The sequence below is a fragment of the Microbacterium sp. LS_15 genome (genome assembly GCF_041954735.1).
Lineage (GTDB): Bacteria > Actinomycetota > Actinomycetes > Actinomycetales > Microbacteriaceae > Microbacterium.
Window position 1 is genome coordinate 165243 of record NZ_JAVAYD010000002.1, and the last position, 22153, is coordinate 187395.

Below are 22153 nucleotides of genomic sequence, written 5' to 3' on the forward strand. Positions count from 1 at the left end.
AATGCACCTGCGACCACTCGGCCGCACCGGCATGCAGGTCAGCCCCTACTGCCTGGGAACCATGATGTTCGGACCTGTCGGAACACCCGACCCTGACGACTGTCGTCGCATCGTGCACCGCGCTCTCGATGCGGGGATCAACTTCGTCGATACCGCGGACGTCTACGGCGGCGGCGCCACCGAAGAGATCCTCGGCTCCGCTCTTCGAGGTCGTCGAGACGACGTCATTCTCGCGACCAAGTTCGGTGGACCGATGAGCGAGAACCTCAATCACCGCGGGGCGTCGCGTCGGTGGATTGTCTCGGCGGTGGAGAACTCGCTGCGACGACTCCGTGTCGATCACATCGACCTCTATCAGATCCATCACTTCGATCCCTTGACCGACCTCGATGAAACCTTGTCCGCGCTGACCGACCTCGTTACAAGCGGCAAGATTCGCGCTGTGGGGTCCTCGAGCTTCGTCGCGTCCGACATCGTCGAGGCGATGTGGATCGCCGAGCGCGGCAACAGGGTGAAACTGCATACCGAGCAACCGAGCTACTCGATCCTCGCTCGGGGAATCGAGCGCGAGGTGCTCCCGGTATGCGACCGGCACGGCCTTGGTGTGCTCACGTGGAGTCCGCTGGCGTGGGGCCTGCTCACGGGTAAGTATCTCGGGGAGACTGGCGCGTCCGTGTCTTCGAGCCGTGCGAAATGGGGCCCCCGCCACATGACCGACCCCCAGAAGTTCGATGCTGTCGAACGCCTGGCACCCGTGGCCCAACGCGCAGGAATCTCGATGACCCACATGGCCCTCGCATTCATCAGTGCAAACCCCTCGGTGACGTCCGCGATCATCGGCCCACGCACTGCAGAGCAGCTCGATGACCTCCTGGCGGGTGCCGTCGTCGAACTCGACGACGACGTTCTCGATCAGATCGACAAGGTGGTGCCCCCTGGCACGGATGTCGGGGTCAGTGACGTGGGCTACGTGCCCGCCTCACTCCTTGATCCGGCCCTCCGGCGCCGACGCCTGGGGGCGCGCTCAGCGGCGTAGAACGAACGCGCGCTATCACTCCATTTTGTGTGGCAAGGCGGCGCTCGAGAGATACTCGAGCGCCGCGTTGTCGAAGCTACGGTTCAACTGGAAGGCCATCGCCGAGGGGCCTCGACGAGCAGCCGCAAGATTAGTCATCCGAGCCCGCCCTGCAAATCCAGCACGAAGCGGTAGCGGATGTCACCCTCTTCGAGGCGCTGAATGGCGCCGTTCACGTCGGTGGCGGGGACGATCTCCACGTCGGCCGTGATGCACTCCTGCCCGTAGATCACCCCTCACCCTCGCCTCACGCTTCCGAAGAGTCGCGCGATGGGGGCGAGAACGAGTGGTCGCGCGGCTGCCCACGCAGCGGCGATGACGGCGAGCGAACACACGAAGAGCCAGAATCCGAGCCAGTTGTCCGCATAGGCGGTCGGATCTGGGGACCCCTGTGCGGCGTACATGTGGTTGAGGTTCCGCAATGCGCCTGTCGCCAAGACCAGGATGACGTGGATCACGATGAAGACGACGAAGTAGAGCATCACGGGGAAGTGGATGGCCCGTGCCCACTCGACCGGGTAGAGCCGCGAAAGACGCCGAGCCTTTACCGGCCAGATGCCGGACATGCGAACGCCAGAGATCGCGGCGAGAGGCGCAGCCACGAACACGGTGAGCCCGTAGGCGATCTGCTGTAGAGCGTTGTAGTTCACCCAGCCGTTCTCCGTAGGCCAATCCAGCGAGGCATACTGCAAAGCAGCCGATATGGCGTTGGGGATCGCGTCGATACTGGTCGGGACGATGCGCATCCATTGACCTGTCGCGAACAGGAGGATCACGAACACGAACCCGTTCGTGAGCCACAGGACATCCAACGCCTGGTGGAACCAGATAGTGAGGCTGATCTTTCGTTGCGGGTTCCACCTCGGGGACCACGAGACGCTCGGACGCTTTTCCGTTCGCACCTGGAGACCTGAGCGGATGATCAGCACCATGAGGAACGCGTTGAAGAAGTGCTGCCAGGCCATCCACCCTGGCACGCCGACAGGGGCGGCTTCTGGCAGGTGGTACTCGCCCGGGTACTGAGCGAGGAAGTCCGCCCCCCAAGACGTCGACAGCACGATCCGGGATGCCAGGACAGCCATGCCCGCGAGGAACGTCAACGCGGCAGCTCCGAGGACGGCCCTTTTCGCCAGCACCAGTCGCGCCGACGATCTCCGCATCACGGAGTCCTCGTTGGGGAGTGCCCCGCTGCGGTCCCGCGTCCCTGCCCAGGCGGTCCGCGTGTGACGGATGGGCTCCGAGAGGAGCTCCCCCGTCGGACCACGCGTATCAGACATGCTCGGCACAGGCCCGACGGCGGCGAGCGGGTGACGAGACCCGTCACCTTCTGCCCTTCGTATCGAGACCTCGGGCGGCCAGGGTTCTCCGCCAGCCACTCGAGGGAGTCCGCGACGCGAGCGCGGCTGCACTGCCGCAGTCGCCTGAGCTACGGCCCCGGACAGTTCAGCTGAGACAGGGGGCCAGCCCTCACCTCCAGCGACTCGGGGCAGCCCACGGCGCCACCTGACTCGGGCGTCGTGGGCCTCGAATGAGGTAGCCGAGTTGTCAGGCCGCCCAGGCTCTCGCCGTGGGTGCGTATGAGATCCTGCTGGCGCCGCCGTCTCAGGCGGCCACGGGGCGCCACCTTCCCGTCGAGGCAGACCGCGCCTGAGCACGATGCCTGTGTTCGTCATACTTTCTGCGTCTCGAGTGCTGCGATCAGCTGGGGGACCACTTGGAAGAGATCGCCCACGATGCCGAAGTCTGCGATGTCGAAGATCGGTGCATCCGGGTCGCTGTTGACCGCCACGATGGTCTTCGCTGTCTGCATGCCCGCCTTGTGCTGAATGGCACCCGAGATTCCCAGCGCCACGTAGAGCTGCGGCGATACGGCCACACCTGTCTGGCCAACCTGGAAGGAATGGGGCACGTACCCGGCATCGACGGCGGCTCGGGAGGCACCGACTGCCGCCCCCAGAACATCCGCCAGCTGCTCGACGAGAGCGAACTGTTCAGTCGAGCCCAACCCCCGTCCGCCCGAAACGACCTTCGTCGCTCCGCGCAACTCGGGCCTGGATGTCTGCAGAATCCGCGGCTCCACAGATTCGACCACCGCCGTGCGTCTGGCCGTTGCGGTGACGGAGAGCGTCTCGGTACGCGGCTGAGCGACCGCCCCCGCACGCGCCTCCACGGCGCCCTCGCGAAGCGTGATGACGGGAGCGCCCCATGTCGGTGCCGAACGCACCTCGTACGCGCCGCCGTACACGGAGTGGTGGGCGACGATCCCTTCCGCGTCCGTTTCCACGCCGACCGCATCCACGGCGATGGCGGCACGACGTCGCGCCGCGAAGCGCCCTGCCACCTCACGGCCCTCGACACTGTTGGAGATCAAGACGGCGTCGGGGCTCACAGCCTCCGCAGCAGAGACCAAGCAGTCGACGGGGTCGCCGGCGTGCTCGACGACGAGCACGATGGCCGCTCCTCGTTCCGCCGCCGCAGCGGCGAGGCTCTCGTCACCACGCACGAGTGCGACGGGCGTGCCGATGGACGCGGCCGCGCCCAAGAGCTCAGCCGCCGAATTCAGAAGGGTGCCCGCCGGTGAGGCCTCCAGGGCGACCAGGATCGAATCAGAGGGAAAGTTCACAGTCCACCTCACACCAGTCGGTTCTCGCGCAGGAAGGTCGCGAGCTCGGTGCCCGCCTGCCCCTCATCGACGATCTTGCGTCCGGCTGCGCGGGCAGGACGCTCGCTCACATCGATGACAATCGAGCGGGAGGCGTCCGGGGCGAGCGGGGCGACGTCGAGATCGTTGAGAGTCAGCGTCTCGAACGGCTTCTTCTTCGCGGCCATGATGCCTTTGAAGTTCGGCAGACGCGGGTCGGGCAGACTCTCCGTGATGGAGATCACGGCCGGGAACTCAGCGCGGAGGGAGACGTCGGCGGCATCCGATGCGCGGATGCCGGAGACCGCCCCGTCCTCGATGCGCACGGATGACAGGTAGGTAGCGGCCGGCACGTCGAGCAGTTCGGCGACCATCGCAGGGATCACTCCCCCCGCGCCGTCAGTGGACTGGTTCCCGGCGATGACGAGATCGAATCCGATTCGCCGCAGCGCAGCGGCCAGCACCTCGGCGGTCAAACTGAGGTCGGCGCCCAGGAGCTCGTCATCACGCACCTGGACTGCTGACGTGGCGCCCATCGCCAGGCCTCTTCGAACGGACGACGACGCGCCTTCGGCGGACATCGACAGGAGGACCACCTCGACGTCAGCAGCGGTCCCCGCGTACGACACCGCCACCTCCACTGCGCGCTCGCAGATCTCGTCGAGCACCGAACCCTCAGCTCGGTCGGTCAAGCCTGTCTCGAGAGACAGACGACGATCTCCGTATGTGTCCGGAACCTCTTTGACCAGGACCACGATCTTCATGTCGCTCTTCCTCCCGATGACGAGCGCTGCGTTTGGCGGATAGTCCGGCGCCTGACTTACGAGCGTTAGCTCATTATGAACCGCTCTAGCGAGTTGGACCGTTGATGACTACTGTAAGCCACTAACAGTTGTTAGCCAACCTGAGGAGAGTTCATGTCCATCCCCGCACCCAGCGCTCCGATGCTCCGCGAGTTCGAACTGATCGCCTCGGCCGATCCGTCCCAGGAGGGGTGGCTCGACCGGATGTCCGACGCGATCTGCGAGCTGTTCACAGACGACTGCATCCTGGAGGACACCTCGACGTCGGACGTCGTTCATGGCCTGAGCGAGCTCTGGGATTTCTGCCACGGGTTCTTCGGAGGTCTTTCCAACATCCGGATCGTGCCGAACGAGATCATCAACACTGATCACGTCTCGACCATGGTCCTCGACATCAGCGGAGATCACACCGGTGAGCTGATGGGCCACGCGCCCACCGGCCGCCGGATCTCGTACACGGCGGTGGCGATCTACCGCTGCAACGAGGACAACACCAAGGTGCGCCACGAGACGCTCGCCTACGACACCGGGTGGATCGAATCGCAGCTGCGATGAGTGCGCACGGACGCCTCGAAGGGCGTGTGGGAATCGTCACCGGTGCAGCAGGCGGCATGGGCGCCGCTCACGTGACACGTCTGGCGGGCGAGGGAGCGGCCGTGTACGCCGCAGACATCGACCAAGAGGGTCTCGAGCGCACGACGGCAGCAACGCCTGACCGCACGCTCGGTCGACTTCTCGATGTCACATCCGCGGATGCCTGGTCGGCACTCGTCACGGATGTGATGACCGATCATGGGCGCATCGACTTCCTTGTGAACAACGCAGGGGTCGTCCAGCTCGCTGATGCTGTCGAGACCTCGGAGGCGGAGTGGGACCGGACGATGGCGATCAACGCCAAGGGAGTGTTCCTGGGCATGAAGCACGTCGTACCCGTGATGCAGCGTCAGGGAGCAGGCTCCATCGTCAACATCTCATCCGTGTACGGGCTTGTGGGAACATCGGGGTACGTCGCTTACACCGCATCAAAAGGTGCGGTCACCGTGATGACCAAAGCCGCGGCAGCCACGCACGGCCCGGCCGGCATCCGCGTCAACAGCGTCCACCCGGGTGTGGTCTACACCCCCATGCTCGAAACGGAGCTGAGCGGTCTGCCCGCATCCGCTCTCGAGGACTTCCTCGCTGCGACACCGCTTCGTCGAGGAGCTGCACCCGATGAGGTGTCGGGAGCTGTGCTGTTCCTGGTCTCGGACGATAGCTCGTTCGTCTCCGGCGCCGAGATCGTCGTCGATGGCGGGCTCATCGCGGCTCGCTGACACTCATGGAGGCCCCGACTCGGTCGGGGCCTCCATGAGTGTGCAGGGCCGGTGAGACCTCAGCCTCTACACGAACGTCACGATCTGACGCAGGACCTTCGCATCTGCGAGATCGTCCATGCCCTGGTTGATCTGGTCGAGCGTGATGTGCCCGGAAACCAGCCGCTCCAACGGCAGACGCCCCTGTCGCCACATCTCCACGTAGATCGGGATGTCGCGTTCCGCGACGGCGGAACCCAGGTAGCTGCCGATGATGGTGCGAGCCTCAGCTGTCAGGAGCAGCGGGGAGATCGAGGCCCGCGCATCCGGCGCTGGAAGCCCGACGGTCACCGTCCGCCCGCCCGCCTTCGTCAGCGCGAGCGCGGTCTCGAATGCGGCGGGGTGACCCGCGGCCTCCACGGCATGGGACACCCGAATGCCCGCGTCGAGAGCCTCGTCCGGCGTGTACACCTCGTCCGCGCCGAGCGCGCGTGCGGTGTCGAGTTTCTCGCGCGACATGTCGATGCCGACGGTGCGGACACCTTCGATACCCGCGGCGACGGCGAGAGCTGCCATACCGACACCTCCCAGCCCGATCACGGCGAGGGATTCCCCCGGTTCCGGTTCAGCCGCGTTGAGCACGGCGCCGCCTCCCGTGAGGACGGCGCAACCGAGCACGGCGGCGAGGTCTGCGGGCAGGTCGTCCGGCACGGCCACCACGGACCTGCGGCTCACGACGGCGTGATCGGCGAAACCCGAGACGCCGAGGTGATGGTTGACCTGCTCGCCGTCTCGATGGAGTCGACGGCCTCCGCCGAGGAGTACGCCCTCGTTGTTCGCCGCGCTGCCGACGCTGCAGGCGACGCGGCCGTCTGTCGCGCATGCCTCACATTCACCGCACCGCGGGAGGAAGGTCATGACGACCCGCTCACCGACCGTGATGTCGTCCACATCGGGACCGAGACCCACGACGATGCCGGCAGCCTCGTGGCCCAGCAGCATCGGCAGGGGACGAGGGCGCGAGCCATTGATGACGGAGAGGTCGGAGTGGCAGAGCCCTGCGGCCTCGATGCGGACCAGGATCTCGCCGGCGCGCGGCGGATCCAGCTCGATCTCCTCGACGTGGAGAGGACGGGATCGCGCGTAGGGACGCTCGACGCCTGCGTCGGCCAGGACGGCACCGGTGATTTTCATGGCGTGCTCACGCATCCTGCTCGACGGCATGCGTGGACATGACGTACGCGTCGGGGTCGAAGGGAGCGATCTCCTCCTGGAACATGTGCGAGTAGTCCGGCCAGAGGGTGGTCAACCGTCCGTTGCGGGGGTCGATGTACCAGCTGTCGCATCCACCGGTGAACCACACCGTCGACGCCGAACGCCTGTCGAGCCCATCGCGGAAGCGATCCTCTGCGTCGGTGCGTACTTCGATATGCGTCATTCCATGCACGGTCATGTAATCCCAGCATCCGAGGATGTGCTCGATCTGCGACTCGAACATGTAGACCTGGGAGTTGTGGCCGATGCCGGTGTTGGGCCCCCCGATGACGAAGAAGTTGGGGAAGCCGCTCACGGAGGTCGTGTTGTACGCCTCCGCGCCGTTCGCCCATCGTTCCGACAGCAACCTGCCACCTTCGCCGCGAATCCTCCGCGCAATGGGGAGGTCCGTCGCCTCGAACCCCGTCGCCAGCACGAGCGCATCGAGGTCGTGGTGGACGCCGTCCTTCGTCACGATGCCGGTGGCGTCGATGTGGTCGATGCCTTCGGTGACCAGGTCCACGTGCTCCTGCATCAGAGCGGGGTAGTAGTTGCTCGACTTGAGAATGCGCTTGCACCCGATCTCGAAGGTCGGGGTGAGCTTGCGTCGCAGCTTAGGGTCGGGGACCTGCTCTTCCAACAGAGCCAGCGCGACGCCGCGCAGCTTGTCGAGCAGGGCTGGTACTGCTGCTCTGGCCGCGAAGCGCTCTTCGTTCTCCCAGAACATCTGCGTCCGCAGACGCTGCAGCGCTTCGGGGTCTTTGCGGAACATCCCCTTTTCCACGGCGGTGTACTCGTGGACACCGCGCGGGGTGACCCAGTGAGCGCTTCGCTGGAAGACGTCGACGTGATCGGCGATCTTCGCGAGCTCCGGGATGATCTGCACACCGGATGCTCCGGTGCCGATGATGCCCACGCGTGTGCCTTCGAGAGAGGTGTCGTGATCCCACCGCGCGGAGTGGAAGAGGTCTCCCCGGAAGTCAGCGAGCCCGGCGATGTCGGGCAGCTTCGGTTCCGAGAGCAGCCCCGCCGCACTCACGAGGAAACGTCCACGGAAATCGCCCCGACTGGTGTGCACGACCCAGATGTTCTCGTCGGTCACCCATTCGGCTTCGATCACCTCCGTGTCGAAGCGGACGTGCGGAAGAATGCCTTCATGCCTCGCGGTCTCGCGCAGGTACTCCCAGATCTCGGGCTGCGCCGAGAAGATGCTGCTCCATTCCGGATTGAGACGGAAGGAGAACGAGTACATGTGAGACGGCTGGTCGCACGCGGCTCCGGGGTACGTGTTGTCCCGCCACGTGCCCCCCACGTCGCTCGCTCGCTCAAGCACGACGAAGGAGTCCTTCCCCCGCCTCTTCAGCTGCGCGGCAAGCCCCAGCCCTGAGAAGCCGGTGCCGATGATGATGACATCGACGTCGTCCTCGGTGGCGCCTGCGAACTGGGTGTCGTTCTCGGTCATGCGCTCTGCTCCTGTCTGAGTGCCGCGAGTTGAAGAACCGAATCGTCCCCGACGATGCTCCCCGCGGGGTATGCCGCGGGATCGCGGACGAAACGGTCAACGAGGTGGAAGACCTCCGCAGGACGCTCCGTGACCGATCCGTGGCCACCGCCGATGGCGGCGAGGGACGCCGCGCTGATGGCGCCGAACAGTTCCTTGCTGTGCACGAAAGGGATGTACTGGTCGTCGATGCTTCCGATGACGAGGGTGCGGGCGGTGATGCGCGGAAGGACACGTGTGAGGTCCATAGCCGCGTTGACACGCACCTGCTGCTCGCTTCCCGGTCCGACCGAGTAGTCGTCGAGCATCTGCTCGACCTGAGCCCACGGGCGTGGACCGACGTAGGGGATCGAGTCGAGGTAGGAGCGGCTGTAGACGCTCATGAGCATGAAACGTGCGAGCTCGTCACGAAGCCCACGTGAGTACAGCTGCTGCCACAGCTCGAATCTCAACCGCAGGGCGTTGTCGGTCTGAACCCATCCGTTGAGCAGCACGAGGCTGTCGACATCGGCCGGTCGGGTGGCGGCCGCGACAGCCGCCACCGATGACCCGAGGGAGTACCCGACGAGCGCCACGCGCTGTCCGCGCGCACGCTCCTCGATCACGGCCCAGACGTGAGCCGCCAGCTCCTCGACGGAGAGTGCTTCCCCCGTCGAGGAGGCAGCCGGCAGGTCGATGCCGATGACACGATGGCGGGACGCCAACATCGGATAGACGGTGAAGAAGTGTGTCTCGACCCGTCCTCCTGTGCCGTGTAGCAGGACGATGGGAGGCCCGTTCTCGACACCGCCGTCGTGCACGACGGCGTCCACGCCGTCGTGCCGAACCGTGAGGCGCACCGCACCCGGGTAGATGGACATGAGAGATGAACCTCCGACTCGTTCGTCCGCCGAGTCAGGCGGGAAGGTGGATGAGCTTGCGGTTGATGAACTCGCCGATGCCGTCCGGGCCGAGCTCGCGGCCGAAGCCGGATGCCTTGACGCCACCGAAGGGCAGCATGGGACCGCCGCCCTCGCGCTCGTTCACCCAGACCATCCCCACTTCGAGACGGTTGGCCACCTCTTCCGCGACGGCGAGGTCGCGGTGGAAGACGGCGGCACCGAGGCCGAAGCGCGACTCGTTCGCGAGGTCGACCGCGTGCGCGATGTCGCGTGCACGGTGGACGACCGCGACGGGGCCGAAGAGCTCTTCGGAGTACGCCCGCATTTCAGGGGTGACGTCCGTCAGGACGGATGCGGGGAAGAAGGCCCCCTGACCGTCGCCGGTCTCGCCCTGACGGAGCGTGGCACCCTTGCTGGTCGCGTCTTCGACCTGCTCGGCGAGTTCCTGCGCGGCGGCTGCGGAACTGAGCGGCCCGAAGCCTGCATCCTCGGCGAACGGGTCACCCGGCGTGAAAGCCGTCAGCTGTTCGGTGAACTGCTCCACGAAGTCGTCGTAGAGGGCGTCCAGGACGATGAATCGCTTGCCGCCGTTGCAGGACTGGCCGCTGTTGCTGATCCGCGCCTTCGCGCAGTGGAAGGCGACAGAGGCCATGTCGTCGGTGTCGAGGACGAGGTACGGGTCGGAGCCTCCCAGCTCGAGCAGCACCTTCTTGAGGTGCTTACCTGCGGTCGCCGCGATGGCAGATCCGGCGGCCTCGGAACCAGTGACGGACACGCCCTGCACGCGCGGGTCGGCGATGATCGTCTCCACCTGGGCATGAGACGGACGAAGGTTGATGTATGCGCCGTCCGGGAGGCCGGCCTCGAGGAAGAGCTTTTCAATGAGTTCGGCGGACTCTGGGTTCTGAGACGCGTGCTTGACGATCACGGTGTTACCCGCGGCGAGGTTCGGGATCGCGAAGCGGACGACCTGGTAGTAGGGGTAGTTCCAGGGCATGACTCCGAGGATGACGCCGGTCGAGAACTTCCGGACGACTGCGCGTCCACCGGTGTTGCTCTCGCGAGCCTCGTCGGCGAGGAACTCCTCCGCGTTGTCGGCGTAGTATCGCGGGATGTCGATGGCGTACTGCAGTTCGCCCTTCGCGTCCGCGAATCGCTTTCCCATCTCGCGAGAGATCACCTCGGCGATCTCCTCGCGTCGTTCTTCGACGAGTGCGGCGAAGTTGCGAAGGACCTGCGTGCGCTCGGCCAGGCTCCAGGTGCGCCATTCGCGGTACGCGGAGTCTGCCCGGTCGAGTGCGTCGGTGATGTGCGCGTCGGTGCTGTAGTCCCAGTGCGCGTCTGCCTGTCCGGTTGCGGGGTTGATGACGGTGATGGTCGACATCGAGGTGTCTCCTAGTTCGAGATGGTGAGGGGATATGGGAGTGGGGTCAGTCGTCGGCCGCGCGGAGCGGGGCGAGGGCGATCCTCTGGCCGCCGTCCGCGACGATTCCTTCGCCGCTGATGAAGCTGGCACCGGGACCGACCAGGAACGAGATGACCTCGGCGATCTCCTCTGGCTCGGCCGGTCGGCCGAGAAGGTTGGTGGAAATCTTCTTCCCGGCCAGGCCGAGTTCGTCGAAGAACGGATCCGACATCGGGCTTCGGACCCACCCGGGAAGGACCGCGTTGACACGGACACCTCGGCCGGCGAGCTCCATGGCTGCGTACTGTGTGAATCCGAGGAGTCCCGATTTGGTGACGCCGTACGGCGCGACCCAGGGTTCAGCTTGAAGGGCGTTGATCGAGACGACGTTGACGACAGCGCCACCGGCGCGCTCCAGGGCGGGGATCGCGGCCGAGAGGGCTCGGATGGGACCCATGAGATTGATCTGGATGGTGCTCAGCCAGTCGTTCTCGTCGAGCTCTTCGAGCGGCTTCACCGGTCCGATGACTCCGTGCGCGTTGACGAGGGCGTCGAGTCGACCGAAGCGGTCCTCGACCTCCTGAACGACTCTCGAGGCCTCTGTCTCGGAGCCCATGTCCGCCGGGATCGCCACGATTCCTTCGGCGAGCGTCGCGGTCTCGTCGAGCTTTGCACCGTCGCGACCGACGATGACCACCTGGTATCCCTCACGGGAGAGCTTGACTGCCGTCGCCCGTCCGACGCCGCTGCCGCCGCCGGTGACGAGCGCGACCCGTGTCGCGGTCATCGGATCGCGCCCGTCGAGATGGCGGCGCTGAGTTCGCCACCCAGCGCGCGAGCGCGGAAGATTCCGGCGTTCGCTTCGGCGAGCCGTGCGGCGTTCTCGAACGCGCGGTCGTCATCCTGGGCGCGACCTGCACGCGCGACCCGGTCGTCGAATCCGGGATCTGACATGACCGCCCGCGCCTTCTCGAAGAACCGCAGCGCCCAGTCCGCGTAGCTCCACCCCGTCGCTTCACCGAGCGTGGGCTGCGCGCAGACCGACCAGATCGCCTCGCGCAGGGCGGCGGCGAAGTGCATCAGCTCCAGACGGTGCTGGTCGGTTTCGCGTACGAACCCGAAGTACGTCTCGAGCAGCGAGTCCCGCTGCGCGGGGTTCAACTCGCCGTAGCCGTACAGCATGCCGAGGTCGAGGTAGGGGCTGGCGGGCGCGGCGTATTCGAGGTCGATGATCCAGGCGCCGTCCTCTGCCAGCAGGTAGTTCTGCAGCTGCAGGTCGTTGTGTGCCATGACATCCGGGATCTCTGCTGTCGACAGCGACAGCTCGATGGCGTCACATGCGACGACGAAGCGGGAGAAGTCCTCCGGAAGCGCGAGCCGCTCTTCTTCTGCAAGGGTGCGGTAACGGTCGATGTCATCGAAGATCGACCACGCTCCGCCCACCGTCGAGGTGTGGTGAGCGACGTTCAATGCACGAACGCACGCCTCGAGGGTGCCCAGCTGCTGCAGGATGGCGCGGTCGAGCGTGCGAGCGTTGAGGAACTGCGAGACGCAGTCGCCGCTCGGGAGCGTCGCGGCATACAGCCGAGGAGAGATCCCCGCTGTCTGCCACTCTCGGTGCGCGGCGAGACCCTGTGCTCGGTCGACGCCAAAACGGTCGACCTCGACACCGGCGATCCGCAGGACGAGATCGGTCGAAAGCGTCCGCAGGACGAAGTTCTGGTTCATCGCCCCCCCGTCAAGCACCCGCACGTCTACGGGGCCTCGGACCTCGGGGACATCGAGAGCGTCCAGCGTCTCGTGCACGCGCTGCCGCAGGGCGTCGCCGATGCCATCTTCGAAGCTGAGTGTGTACGTCATTGGTTCCTCGCTTGCCTCATGCCAGTTCCTAACTTTCGTTAGGTTGAGCCGCTCACGGATCTTCGGCGATCTCGTCTCTATCTTGCACGTGCTTTGTGTCGGATGTGTAAATTGCCGCTCAAACCCTTGATCATCGCTGATCACTGGCCCATACTCACTATACCTAACGATTGTTAGCTTGGCGATACCAAGGAAGGTACCATGCCCCATACAACCCGATCCGGGCAGCTTGCTCGAAAACTCAATCTCCGTGAGACCGCATCTCTCGCGTTCTCCACGGTCGGCGCGACTGCGGGCATCTACAGCCTGTTCAACTTCGCCATCTCCACTTCCGGTCCCGCGATGTTCTGGGGCTGGCTGCTCGTCGCCATCGGCGTGCTCGCGATGTGTCTTCTCTGGGCGGAACTCGCCTCGAGAATGCCTCTCGCCGGTGCCTTCTATCACTGGGGCGCCAGCGTCGCCGGCACCCGGCTCGGGTGGTGGATCGGGTGGCTGTACCTGTTCGCGCAGTGCTGGGCGCTCACCGGGTGGTACTTCCTCGTGCCCCTCACCGTCGGCCCCCTCCTCGGGATCGAGTTCTCGCCTCTGGAAGCGGCTCTGATCACACTGGGCATGATCGTTCTCGCCACCGTGGTCAACGCGTTCGGGATCGAACTGCTCGGGAAGATCATCTTCATCGGTGTCGTGTTCGAGCTCATCATCGCGGTGGGCCTGACGGCATGGCTCTTCATCGCGAGCGAGCACCAGCCCCTCACGATCTTCTTCGACTTGGGCCACGCGGAGTCCTTCACCGACTGGATACCCATGCTTCTCCTCGGCGGTATCTTCATGCCCCTCTGGGTGATGTTCACCTTCGAATCGGCAGGCGCCGTCGGCGAGGAGACGAAGGACGCGCGTCGGGTCGCCCCGAAGGCCGTGCTCATCGCCTTCGGCATGACCGTCCTCATCGGGGTCTTCTTCCTCGTCGTCGTAATCCTCGCCATCCCTGATGTCGACACGATCATCGACAGCCCGACAGCCCTCACGGACATCATGGACGCATGGCTGCCTTCCTGGGCCGCGAAGGTGTACCTCGTTCTCCTCCTCGTGATCGAGATCCTCGGCTGCAATGCCTTCTTCACGGCTGTCTCCCGCCAGCTGTTCGGAATGGCCCGCGCGAATCAGCTGCCCGGCGGCTCCGTGCTCGCTCGCACCTTCCGCGGCACTCCCACCGTGTCGATCATCACGGTCGGCATCCTCACCGCCATCCCGCTGCTCATCGCGCAGACGATCTCGGCGTTGGCGGCGGGGGCGACGTCAGCGATCTACGTCGCGTACTTCCTTCTCATCGCTGCCCTGTTCGTCGCTCGCCTAAAAGGGTGGCCGCGTCGACGGATCACGGGCGGCTTCAACCTGGGGCGCTGGGGCATGCCCGTCAACATCGTCGCTCTGATCTCCGCCGCGGGTGCTCTCATCGCGCTGCAATGGCCATCCGACCTCACCAACCCCGTCTTCGCCGGGCTGCGCGTCTCGTACTGGCTGTTCATCATCCCCGTTGTCGTCGGCCTCGTTCCCTTCGTCTGGTGGCTGCGTCGCCGCCGGGTCGAAGGTGACCCCGTCGACCCGGAGATTCTCGCTGATGAGATGGAGGCCCGTACCGATAGTGATGCGCCGCTGGGCGCGGACGCGCAGTCCTCGCTGGAGCAGGTACGCGAGAACTGAGCCCTGCGAGTCGGCGCGACCTCCTGGGGCCGCGCCGGCTCGCAATTCGCACGGTCAGCCGCTCGGGTCGCATAAGAGAAGAGCCGGAGTCACATCGGGACTCCGGCTCTTCTCTCATGTGCGGCGGGGGTTACACGAGGTCGACGCTCTCAAGTGTGATGGACAGCGGCGCGTGCTCACGCCACGAGGCAGAGAGATCTTCTAGGCCACTGCGCACCCGGAGCGGCGTGACGCTGATCCGATCTGATAGCACGACGTGGAAGTCGGTCCCCTCTTCGACGAGAGCGGTCGGCTCGGCGATCCACGGCCTCGAGACGGTGATGGTGTCGCCGTCACGGGATGTGGTGTTTCCGGTGGTCGTCCAGTCGCGCCGCCCCAGGCGCGCGTACGCCGCATCGACACCACGTTCGAGCGTGGACGGCAGGTTCACGTTCAGGATGACGCCGTCGAGGCTTGCTGAAGCGGCGAGAACCCGCTTTGCGAGGTCCGCAACGAAGCGCGCGTGGGGGAACTCCGTGGGCGCCTGCGCGAGAAACGACTCCGGCAGATGACCACTGGCCTGCGAAGCCGCAATCGCGGGCTTGCCCAGCAAGGCTCCCTCGATGGCGGCGGCAACCGTGCCGGAGTAGAAGACGTCCTCGCCGAGGTTCGGCCCGAGGTTCATTCCCGACACCACCGCGTCGAACTCCGGCAGATCGGCGGTGAAGTAGGCCATGCGCACACAGTCCGCCGGCGTTCCCGAGCACGACCACATCTCCCCGACCTCGTCGGAGCGCTCGAGTCGGAGGGTGAGCTCGGAGCGGATGTTGATCCGATGGCCCATGGCGCTGCGGTTGCCGTCAGGAGCGACGACGAGCACCTGCAGTCCTGCGTCGGCCAGCGCTTGTCTGGTCGCAAGAAGTCCCGGCGATGAGATGCCGTCGTCGTTGGTGAGGAGCACCCGCGCCATCAGGCGTTGACCTTGCGCGAGGGAGCGTCGGGCAGCAGGTCGTCGACGAAGTCGAATCGTGTGGACTCGCCATGCAGGACCCAGTCAGCGGCGATCTGTCCGATGGCCGGCGACACGGTGAGGCCGACGCCTCCGAGACCGCCGACCGTGACGATGCGCCTGTCCTGCTCGTGTGGACCGACGATGAAGGCGCCGTCGAGGCTGTGCGGGTAGATTCCCGCCCAGCCGGCCTCCATGCTCGCATCTTCCCACTCGGGGAAGCGGTCGATGAGCGCCTCGGCGACCTCTTCGATGTACTGCTCGGACACCTTCCGCGCGTACGCCTCCGGGTCAGCCTGCTCTCCCGAGGACTCGTACGAGTGCAAACCGGTGAGGAACCGACCCGGACCTTCCGGTCGGATGTACACGGCGTCTTCACCAGAACCGGGGAAGTACGTCTGGACGGCGGGAACCTTCACGTCGGCCAGCTCCGGCACGTGCACGACGGCGACCTCGTGCCGCTGGTTGTTGATGCCGACGGGGGCGCCGAGCAGGTCTCCCACCTTCGAGAGCCACGCACCGGCCGCGTTCACCACGACGTCAGCGTCCACCGACCCGGAGGACGTCTTGAGTGTGATGCGGGCACCGCTCGTATCGGCCCCGAGGACCGCGGTGTTGCCGGCGAAGGTCACACCGTGGCGCTTACCCAGCTCGAGGAACGCCGCGCACAGTTCCGGCCCGTCGATGAAACCGTCCTCGGGGCCGTACATCGCCCCGAACACGTCGTCGATCCGCATCCCTGGCACGAGCTCCGCAACCTGCGCCGCGTCGATGAGAGTGGTGTCGGGATAATCACCGCTCTGGATCGTGGACACGGCGCGCTCCCATTGGGCGGCTGTCCGAGCAAGACGCATGTATCCGGTGCGCGTGACGGCGAAGCTCGTCTCCCGCTCGAACTCGGCGAACTCGCGGCCGCTCTCCACGCGAAGCGCGAGGTCGACCGGGTTGAAGGTCTGACGGTTGAAGATGCCGGCGGAGAGGCCGGATGAGGCCGCCGCGATGGAGTCCTTCTCGATGACGTGCACGGATGCTCCGCCGCGAGCGGCGTAGTACGCGGTGCTGAGACCGGCCACTCCGCCACCGATGACCACGACGCGAAGCTGTGGGGTGGTGTCGCTCATTAGTTCTCCTTGGTGATCTCGTCGACGCCGTCGCGCAGTGCGGCGGCCAGTGCGTCTATGTCTGCCTCGGTGTGCATGGCGCTCAAGAGAATGAGACCACGTCCGGAGACGAGTGAGCCCTTGTCGAGCAGCCCCTCGCTGAGGCGGCTCATCGTCGCCCGGTCGCTCGTGTCCGCGTCGGCGTATGCCCGGATGGTCTTGTCCACGCCCCAGAACATCTGCAGGACAGAGCCGATCTGGTTCACGCTGAGGGGGGCGCCGGTCTCATCGGCGATGGCACGGATCTGCTGTGCGAGGCGAGAGCCGAGGTGGTCGAGCCGTGGGTACATCTCCGTGCGGTCGTTCTGCAGGATGTCCAGCGCAGCGAGGCTGGCTTCGACCGAGATCGGGTTGCCACTGTAGGTGCCGGCGGGCAGCATCGGCCCATTGATGATCGGATCCATCGCCTCGAGTGTGCCCGCGACCGCGGCGAGTGGGAAGCCGTTCGCGATGGCCTTGGCGTAGACGGCGAGATCCGGGCTGACGCCGAGGATCTCGGCCGCACCGCCGAGTGCGAGCCGGAATCCTGACAGCACCTCGTCGAAGATCAGCCGCGCCCCGTCTCGCGCCGTGATGCTGCGAAGTTCGGCAGCGAACTCTGCGTCCGGCATGAGCGTGCCGAAGTTCATGGGGATCGGCTCGACGATGACGCCCGCGATCTCGCCGCGGTGGTCGGAGAAGACCTGCCGGAGTTCGTCGACGTCGTTCCAGCGGATCACGATGACATCGGCGGAACTCGCCTGTCCGCGCACACTGTGCTGGCCGGGTACCGGGAAGTCGGCGGTTCGCGTCGCGTCGTTCATCTGGGTGTTCGCGAACAGGGGGTCGATCCACCCGTGGTAATGACCTTCGAACTTGACGATGAGGCGGCGGCCGGTCCCTGCCCTCGCCAGTCGGAGAGCGAGGTGTGTCGCTTCGCTCCCGGTGTTGGAGAAAGCGACCGTCTCTGCGTGGGGAAGGACACGGCAGAGAGTCTCGGCGAGCTCGAACTCCTGCTCGGTCGTGCCGTACAGCGCACCCTGCCGCATCCGCGTCTGCACGCGGTCGAGGATCTCTGGTCGGCTGTGGCCGAGGAGGATCGGCCCCATGCCGAGGACGAAGTCGGCGTACTCGCGGCCATCGACGTCGACAACGCGCGCATCATGGGCGGAACGGAGCACGAGCGGGCGCGCCCTGAGCCGAGCGGCTGACGAGACCCCTCTGGCGAGGAAGCGAGATCGTGCCGGGGCTGTGTTAGACACCGGATGCGCTACGGGCGTTGACATTGTTGTCCTTACTGACGCGGTTTCTATGAGGCTAACGTCTGTTAGCCTCATACGTCAATCACCTCTGCCTTCGACAAGCGACCCGTACACTGATGAGGCGCAGCCCACCTTTGCGCGCGAGGAGAGTTCGATGGCCGAGGCAAGTCCGAGTTCCCGCGAGTCGCTTCTGCGACTCGTGCTACGGGTCCAAGAACGACAGAACGCGGCAGATGCCCCGTCCCCCGCCAAAGCGAAGATCCTGGCCACGGCGATGTCCCTGTTCACAAAGACCGGATTCGCGGGCACCTCGATGAGAGATATCGCCTCGGATGTCGGCATCAAGGCTGCCAGCCTGTACTCACACTTCCCGGACGGTAAGACGCAGATCCTGGCCGTAGGACTCCGCAGCATCCTCGACCAGTTCCACGCCTTCGTCATCGAGGACATCCGTTACGACCTGTCGGCCGTGGATCAACTTCACGCCGTTCTCGCCAGGCATGTCCGATGGCAGATCGACTTCGGTGAGACCGCGGTCGCGTGGGACGCGGCCATAAATCAGTTCGGCGTCGCCGGCGCGCTGCCGGACGGCGTGCTCGAGCACATCCGCGACGAGCAGGCCCTCTACCTGAACTTCATCCGCGCACTCGTCATCGAGGTCAACGCAGGGCAATCCTCGTCAGAGGACGTATCGTCTGCCGTGATGCTGCTGTGCAACAGTGCGCATCGTTTCCTGCCCGGAGAGCTTCGCTCGTCGACCCAGGTCCCCAGCGCGCAACGCGATGCGGTCATGGTCACGGTGTGGAATCTGACCCGGGCCCTCCTGGCCATCTCCTGATAGCGTTCGTCGTTACTAACGAACGTTAGCAACGACGAAGTCAGGGGTGAAGGAAGTTCAGGCTGGACCAAAGATCGCCATGGTCACCGGAGGAGGCTCCGGGATCGGGCTAGCGACCGCGCGGAGGCTCGCACAGGCGGGTTCCTCGGTGACAGTGATCGACCGAGATCCGGCGGCGGCGGAGGCTGCGGCACGCGATATCGGCTGACGATTCGCCGTCGCCGATGTGTCTGATGAGGCGGAGATGAAGGATGCCGTCCGCGATGCCGCCGGCGCCGCTCGACGCATCGACGTCCTCATCAACAACGCCGGCATCGCTTTGCCGCTCACCGACATCGTCGACACCACTGCCTCCCATTTCGAGACGCATCAGCGGGTGAATGCCTGGGGAGTCATCAACGGAATGAAGGCTGCCCGGGAGTTCATGGGCCGCGGCGGCGCCATCGTCAACACCTCGTCGATACTCGGGGTCATCGGGACGCCCGGCTACGCCTCGTACAGCACTTCCAAGCATGCCGTGATCGCAGCGACAAAGATCGCCGCTCTCGAGTTCGGCGGTGCCGGCATCCGCGTCAACGCCGTTGCACCGATAATTGGCGACACGCCGAAGAGTTCGTCAATCGTTCCCTGTTCCATGCGCTCTCCAAGGCAGCGAAGAGCATCCCCGCTCGGGTGCGGGGAATCACGGGTCTGGCGGGCGACGGCGTCGCTCTGTATAACGGAGTTTTCGCCACGGGGCGCGAGAAGCCCGTTCTTTTCATCAATGCGTATGAGTCAGACTCCGACATCAGCGAGCATCGTGGCTTCAACAACCTCTTGCTGGGCATCCACGGGCATTTCAGAAACCCTCGTGCTCACTCCAATCGCATCAACGCCGCCGAAGCAATGCCGGACTTCTTCGATGCATTCGCCCTGTTCTCATACGTCCACCGTCGATTGGATGGCGCTTCTCTGACCCCTCTGAAATAGCGGCAAGCAAGGGATCGCACTGTGAGGCGAATAGCGGCCGGATCTGGCCTTTACAGTTTCAGTTTGTCCGAAGTGACCATGGAACGCCGTCCTGTCCGATTCACGGAAATCAGCGGAAGACTCAGTCCGAACAATGGGGCAATTGCTGGTCATAGTCCGGGATAGCTTTGGAAGTGACACCACATGAGTCCGACGCGGGTCGGCTCCTCCCCGGTGATCGATCAGGATCCCCGCTGCGCCTCATCCAGCGAGATGACGAGCTTCTGCGCCGAGACTCCGTCGCGGAGAGTGTCGATCGCGTGCTGGACCGCCGCAAGGCCGCGTCCGGCGACACGGGCTTGCGGATAGGGGCGGTGCTCCCCGGAGGCGAGCGCGGCGGGAAGGTAGCGGCCCCAGATGGCGGGGCCGACCGGCGAGGCGGCGATGGCGCTCCCCCAGATGAACGACGGCGTGATTCCACGGGAGCGACTCCGCACCTGCAGCAGCGCAGTGCGGGTTCCGAGCGTCAGGAAGAGGCGGATGCGGGCGAGGGAGAAGCCGCGCCGGCGTGGCTGGTCGTAGAACGAGACAGGCGGGCTCGCCATCGCGATCTTCGTGGCCCCCGTCGCGCGCGCGATCCGCAGCGAGGGCTCGGCGGACCCGACGGCGACGGCGAGGATGCCCGCCACTCGGGAGCCGCCGACCTCGGCGACGATCCGATCGACCGCTCGCGGGTCGCGGTAGTCGAACACGGCCTCCGCCCCGAGGCGCGTCATCAGGTCGTGATTCCTGGCGGAGGCCGTCGTGATGACCCGATAGCCTGCCGCGCGGGCGAGTTGGATCGCGTTGCCGCCGACCGACGTCGCTCCACCCCAGATCACGACGACCTCGTCGCGCGGCGGCGCGCCTCCGAGCCGAGAGAAGTCCAGCGCCAGCTGTCCCTCCTCGAACAGGCCGGCTGCGGCCGTCGACAGCGCGAGGGGCAGCACGACGCCGTCCTCGAACGACACGGCGGTCGGCAAGGCGGCAGTGAGGCCCGCCTCGACGACCACGATCTCCTGGAAGCCGCTCTCGGAGACAGCATCCCGCCCCTTCTCGAGGCCCATCGCGTAGGCGACGACCCGATCGCCGACGGCGAAGTCGTCCACGCCGGTCCCGGTGCCGATGACGACTCCCGCGACGTCCTCCCCGAGGATCACCGCGTACCGCAGCCAGCCGTACATCACGGCGCCGTTGGACTGGATGATCGCATCGAGCGGGTTCACCGCCACCGCGCGGACGGCGATCAGCAGCTGTCCGGGACCCGGCGTCGGCACCGGGGCCTGTCGGACGGTCAGATCCGCATAGGGAGAGTCGATCCACGCCGCCGAGTTCGAGTTCATCGTTCTGCATCCTTTTCCGCTGATGACATGTCGTGTCATCACTGTACACGTGATGACAGTTCGTGCCATCATGGGCGCATGCCTCGATGGTCACCGGACGCCGCGCTCCGACTGGAAGCCGCCGCGATGACCCTGTTTTCCGCCCAGGGCTACGGCGGCACCACGGTTCCGCAGATCGCCCAGGCGGCGGGACTCACCACGCGGACGTTCTTCCGACACTTCGCCGACAAGCGCGACGTGCTGTTCCTCCGAGATCGCGAGCTCCCCCGAGCCGTGAGCGACTTCATGGAGTCGGTTCCTCCCGAGAGCGGCGGGGCAGCCACGGTGCGCGCAGGTCTCGCCGCCGCGGGACGGGGCCTGCAGGACTGGCGAGAGCAGATCGCTCGTCGGCGGAGCATCATCCAGGGCGAGCCTGCGCTCCACGAGCGTGACCTGCTGCGGGGCCATCATCTCGCGCGCGCGATCGACGAGTCCCTGACGCAGCGCGGCATCGGGTCCGCGCAGGCGAAGACGTTGGCGGCCCTCGCCGTGACCTGCTTCGACCTCGCGATCGACAGGTGGCTGGACGGGCCCGCCGACACCCCGCTGGAGGATGCGCTGTCGTCGGTGTGGAACGACCTGCGACAGTGGATCGACGAGTGACCCGACGGATCGCGACGAGGACGTCCCGGCGTGCCTCTCGAACGGAAGTGTTTTCGCTAGCCTGACCACATGGACCAGGACCACCCGATGCTCTCGCTCGTCTACACCAGCTCCGCAGCACAGCGCCTCACCGAGGAAGAGCTCAGCGAGCTGCTGGAAAGCAGCAGGGCGGGCAACCGGTCGCGCGGCATCACGGGACTGCTCCTGCACCGCGATGGCGAGTTCGTGCAGATCCTCGAGGGCGACCGTGACGAGGTCGAGCACCTGATGGGGCGCATCGTGCAGGATCGCCGGCACCGCGACGTGCGCATCCTCCTCAAGGAGCCGCTGCACGAGCGCCGCTTCGCGCACTGGACCATGGGCTACGAGTCGCTCTCCGCCCTCGACGCGACTCCGGCGGAGGGATACCGCGACTCGTTCGACGACCTGAGGATGGGCGACCACGACATGATCGGTCGGGCGCTCATGGAACTCACCATGTGGTTCCGGGTGCGCGACGGGGAACAGCGCCGGGAGGCGTAGCGGACGCCTCCCGGCGCGT

The 22153-nt window shown here is 65.8% G+C and carries 22 protein-coding genes and 1 pseudogene; 9 read left to right on the plus strand and 14 right to left on the minus strand.

Annotated features, from left to right (window positions below):
- Nucleotide 1 precedes the first annotated feature (1 nt).
- On the plus strand, nucleotides 2–1036 hold the full coding sequence (locus tag RAC69_RS04880) for an aldo/keto reductase (RefSeq protein ID WP_375085531.1): 1035 nt from the start codon (nucleotides 2–4) through the stop codon (nucleotides 1034–1036).
- 134 nt (nucleotides 1037–1170) lie between these two features.
- Here RAC69_RS04880 and RAC69_RS04885 read toward each other — a convergent pair whose 3' ends face one another.
- The 4 genes from RAC69_RS04885 to RAC69_RS04900 all read right to left on the minus strand — a co-directional run bounded on the left by RAC69_RS04885 (nucleotide 1171) and on the right by RAC69_RS04900 (nucleotide 4480).
- Nucleotides 1171–1308, minus strand: coding sequence for a hypothetical protein (locus RAC69_RS04885; protein WP_375085532.1), 138 nt, complete (start codon nucleotides 1306–1308; stop codon nucleotides 1171–1173).
- Nucleotides 1309–1311: 3 nt separating this feature from the next.
- Nucleotides 1312–2040 (minus strand): cytochrome b/b6 domain-containing protein, encoded by a 729-nt coding sequence (locus tag RAC69_RS04890; RefSeq protein ID WP_375085533.1) that lies wholly within the window; start codon nucleotides 2038–2040, stop codon nucleotides 1312–1314.
- A gap of 704 nt (nucleotides 2041–2744) precedes the next feature.
- Nucleotides 2745–3698 carry an electron transfer flavoprotein subunit alpha/FixB family protein gene (locus tag RAC69_RS04895; protein ID WP_375085535.1) on the minus strand — a complete coding sequence of 318 codons (954 nt, stop codon included), beginning with the start codon at nucleotides 3696–3698 and terminating at the stop codon, nucleotides 2745–2747.
- 8 nt (nucleotides 3699–3706) lie between these two features.
- Complete coding sequence (locus RAC69_RS04900; RefSeq protein ID WP_375085537.1) at nucleotides 3707–4480, minus strand: electron transfer flavoprotein subunit beta/FixA family protein; 774 nt, start codon at nucleotides 4478–4480, stop codon at nucleotides 3707–3709.
- A gap of 153 nt (nucleotides 4481–4633) precedes the next feature.
- Between RAC69_RS04900 and RAC69_RS04905 the strand changes: the two genes are divergently transcribed.
- Both RAC69_RS04905 and RAC69_RS04910 read left to right on the plus strand, forming a co-directional pair.
- Nucleotides 4634–5074 carry an ester cyclase gene (locus tag RAC69_RS04905; protein WP_375085539.1) on the plus strand — a complete coding sequence of 147 codons (441 nt, stop codon included), beginning with the start codon at nucleotides 4634–4636 and terminating at the stop codon, nucleotides 5072–5074.
- Nucleotides 5071–5832, plus strand: a complete 762-nt coding sequence (locus tag RAC69_RS04910; RefSeq protein WP_375085540.1) for a glucose 1-dehydrogenase — start codon at nucleotides 5071–5073, stop codon at nucleotides 5830–5832. Before RAC69_RS04905 ends, RAC69_RS04910 begins: the two co-directional genes overlap by 4 nt.
- A 66-nt stretch (nucleotides 5833–5898) precedes the next feature.
- On the opposite strand, the gene RAC69_RS04915 is transcribed toward RAC69_RS04910, so the two are convergent.
- Genes RAC69_RS04915 through RAC69_RS04940 form a run of 6 tightly spaced genes read right to left on the minus strand, consistent with a single transcriptional unit; the run spans nucleotide 5899 to nucleotide 12712 of the window.
- Entirely contained in the window at nucleotides 5899–7005 is a 1107-nt protein-coding gene (locus tag RAC69_RS04915; protein WP_375085541.1) for an alcohol dehydrogenase catalytic domain-containing protein, read from the minus strand.
- Between the two features lie 7 nt (nucleotides 7006–7012).
- Nucleotides 7013–8527 (minus strand): flavin-containing monooxygenase, encoded by a 1515-nt coding sequence (locus RAC69_RS04920; RefSeq protein ID WP_375085542.1) that lies wholly within the window; start codon nucleotides 8525–8527, stop codon nucleotides 7013–7015.
- Entirely contained in the window at nucleotides 8524–9426 is a 903-nt protein-coding gene (locus RAC69_RS04925) for an alpha/beta fold hydrolase (protein WP_375085544.1), read from the minus strand. Before RAC69_RS04925 ends, RAC69_RS04920 begins: the two co-directional genes overlap by 4 nt.
- A gap of 34 nt (nucleotides 9427–9460) precedes the next feature.
- Nucleotides 9461–10831, minus strand: a complete 1371-nt coding sequence (locus RAC69_RS04930; protein WP_375085546.1) for an aldehyde dehydrogenase family protein — start codon at nucleotides 10829–10831, stop codon at nucleotides 9461–9463.
- 46 nt (nucleotides 10832–10877) lie between these two features.
- Nucleotides 10878–11639: an SDR family NAD(P)-dependent oxidoreductase gene (locus tag RAC69_RS04935; protein WP_375085548.1), complete on the minus strand. Its 762-nt coding sequence runs from the start codon at nucleotides 11637–11639 to the stop codon at nucleotides 10878–10880.
- Nucleotides 11636–12712: a phosphotransferase gene (locus RAC69_RS04940; RefSeq protein WP_375085550.1), complete on the minus strand. Its 1077-nt coding sequence runs from the start codon at nucleotides 12710–12712 to the stop codon at nucleotides 11636–11638. The genes RAC69_RS04935 and RAC69_RS04940 overlap by 4 nt, the downstream gene beginning before the upstream one ends.
- Before the next feature lie 201 nt (nucleotides 12713–12913).
- Between RAC69_RS04940 and RAC69_RS04945 the strand changes: the two genes are divergently transcribed.
- On the plus strand, nucleotides 12914–14413 hold the full coding sequence (locus tag RAC69_RS04945; protein WP_375085551.1) for an APC family permease: 1500 nt from the start codon (nucleotides 12914–12916) through the stop codon (nucleotides 14411–14413).
- Between the two features lie 130 nt (nucleotides 14414–14543).
- Here RAC69_RS04945 and surE read toward each other — a convergent pair whose 3' ends face one another.
- The 3 genes from surE to RAC69_RS04960 are packed head-to-tail and all read right to left on the minus strand — an operon-like array spanning nucleotide 14544 to nucleotide 17721.
- Nucleotides 14544–15362, minus strand: coding sequence for a 5'/3'-nucleotidase SurE (surE, locus tag RAC69_RS04950; RefSeq protein WP_375085553.1), 819 nt, complete (start codon nucleotides 15360–15362; stop codon nucleotides 14544–14546).
- Nucleotides 15362–16522, minus strand: coding sequence for an NAD(P)/FAD-dependent oxidoreductase (locus RAC69_RS04955; protein ID WP_375085555.1), 1161 nt, complete (start codon nucleotides 16520–16522; stop codon nucleotides 15362–15364). Before RAC69_RS04955 ends, surE begins: the two co-directional genes overlap by 1 nt.
- Complete coding sequence (locus RAC69_RS04960; protein WP_375085556.1) at nucleotides 16522–17721, minus strand: aspartate aminotransferase family protein; 1200 nt, start codon at nucleotides 17719–17721, stop codon at nucleotides 16522–16524. Before RAC69_RS04960 ends, RAC69_RS04955 begins: the two co-directional genes overlap by 1 nt.
- Before the next feature lie 130 nt (nucleotides 17722–17851).
- Here RAC69_RS04960 and RAC69_RS04965 point away from each other — a divergent pair, with 130 nt between their 5' ends.
- The 3 genes and pseudogenes from RAC69_RS04965 (at nucleotide 17852) to RAC69_RS04975 (ending at nucleotide 19609) form a co-directional block, all read left to right on the plus strand.
- A complete protein-coding gene (locus tag RAC69_RS04965) occupies nucleotides 17852–18640 on the plus strand; it encodes a TetR/AcrR family transcriptional regulator (RefSeq protein WP_375085557.1) in 789 nt (262 codons plus the stop codon).
- 79 nt (nucleotides 18641–18719) lie between these two features.
- Nucleotides 18720–19253 (plus strand): annotated as a pseudogene (locus tag RAC69_RS04970) (SDR family NAD(P)-dependent oxidoreductase); the annotation flags it as partial.
- A gap of 47 nt (nucleotides 19254–19300) precedes the next feature.
- The gene (locus tag RAC69_RS04975; RefSeq protein WP_375085802.1) at nucleotides 19301–19609 is read left to right on the plus strand and encodes a TIGR02391 family protein; all 309 of its coding nucleotides are present in this window, start codon (nucleotides 19301–19303) and stop codon (nucleotides 19607–19609) included.
- A 221-nt stretch (nucleotides 19610–19830) separates the two neighbouring features.
- Here RAC69_RS04975 and RAC69_RS04980 read toward each other — a convergent pair whose 3' ends face one another.
- Nucleotides 19831–20970 (minus strand): zinc-binding alcohol dehydrogenase family protein, encoded by a 1140-nt coding sequence (locus RAC69_RS04980; RefSeq protein ID WP_375085559.1) that lies wholly within the window; start codon nucleotides 20968–20970, stop codon nucleotides 19831–19833.
- Between the two features lie 126 nt (nucleotides 20971–21096).
- Between RAC69_RS04980 and RAC69_RS04985 the strand changes: the two genes are divergently transcribed.
- Nucleotides 21097–21612, plus strand: coding sequence for a TetR/AcrR family transcriptional regulator (locus RAC69_RS04985; RefSeq protein ID WP_375085560.1), 516 nt, complete (start codon nucleotides 21097–21099; stop codon nucleotides 21610–21612).
- A 69-nt stretch (nucleotides 21613–21681) separates the two neighbouring features.
- Nucleotides 21682–22134, plus strand: a complete 453-nt coding sequence (locus RAC69_RS04990) for a BLUF domain-containing protein (protein ID WP_375085561.1) — start codon at nucleotides 21682–21684, stop codon at nucleotides 22132–22134.
- Nucleotides 22135–22153 lie beyond the last annotated feature (19 nt).

Excerpts from the sequence above, each read along its gene's own strand:
- RAC69_RS04880 (WP_375085531.1), top strand. The coding sequence starts at position 2 with ATGCACCTGCGACCACTCGGCCGCACCGGCATGCAGGTCAGCCCCTAC.
- RAC69_RS04890 (WP_375085533.1), bottom strand. The coding sequence starts at position 2,040 with ATGGCCTGGCAGCACTTCTTCAACGCGTTCCTCATGGTGCTGATCATC.
- RAC69_RS04900 (WP_375085537.1), bottom strand. The coding sequence starts at position 4,480 with ATGAAGATCGTGGTCCTGGTCAAAGAGGTTCCGGACACATACGGAGAT.
- RAC69_RS04905 (WP_375085539.1), top strand. The coding sequence starts at position 4,634 with ATGTCCATCCCCGCACCCAGCGCTCCGATGCTCCGCGAGTTCGAACTG.
- RAC69_RS04910 (WP_375085540.1), top strand. The coding sequence starts at position 5,071 with ATGAGTGCGCACGGACGCCTCGAAGGGCGTGTGGGAATCGTCACCGGT.
- RAC69_RS04915 (WP_375085541.1), bottom strand. The coding sequence starts at position 7,005 with ATGAAAATCACCGGTGCCGTCCTGGCCGACGCAGGCGTCGAGCGTCCC.
- RAC69_RS04920 (WP_375085542.1), bottom strand. The coding sequence starts at position 8,527 with ATGACCGAGAACGACACCCAGTTCGCAGGCGCCACCGAGGACGACGTC.
- RAC69_RS04925 (WP_375085544.1), bottom strand. The coding sequence starts at position 9,426 with ATGTCCATCTACCCGGGTGCGGTGCGCCTCACGGTTCGGCACGACGGC.
- RAC69_RS04930 (WP_375085546.1), bottom strand. The coding sequence starts at position 10,831 with ATGTCGACCATCACCGTCATCAACCCCGCAACCGGACAGGCAGACGCG.
- RAC69_RS04935 (WP_375085548.1), bottom strand. The coding sequence starts at position 11,639 with ATGACCGCGACACGGGTCGCGCTCGTCACCGGCGGCGGCAGCGGCGTC.
- RAC69_RS04940 (WP_375085550.1), bottom strand. The coding sequence starts at position 12,712 with ATGACGTACACACTCAGCTTCGAAGATGGCATCGGCGACGCCCTGCGG.
- RAC69_RS04945 (WP_375085551.1), top strand. The coding sequence starts at position 12,914 with ATGCCCCATACAACCCGATCCGGGCAGCTTGCTCGAAAACTCAATCTC.
- surE (WP_375085553.1), bottom strand. The coding sequence starts at position 15,362 with ATGGCGCGGGTGCTCCTCACCAACGACGACGGCATCTCATCGCCGGGA.
- RAC69_RS04955 (WP_375085555.1), bottom strand. The coding sequence starts at position 16,522 with ATGAGCGACACCACCCCACAGCTTCGCGTCGTGGTCATCGGTGGCGGA.
- RAC69_RS04965 (WP_375085557.1), top strand. The coding sequence starts at position 17,852 with ATGAGGCTAACGTCTGTTAGCCTCATACGTCAATCACCTCTGCCTTCG.
- RAC69_RS04980 (WP_375085559.1), bottom strand. The coding sequence starts at position 20,970 with ATGAACTCGAACTCGGCGGCGTGGATCGACTCTCCCTATGCGGATCTG.
- RAC69_RS04985 (WP_375085560.1), top strand. The coding sequence starts at position 21,097 with ATGACCCTGTTTTCCGCCCAGGGCTACGGCGGCACCACGGTTCCGCAG.
- RAC69_RS04990 (WP_375085561.1), top strand. The coding sequence starts at position 21,682 with ATGGACCAGGACCACCCGATGCTCTCGCTCGTCTACACCAGCTCCGCA.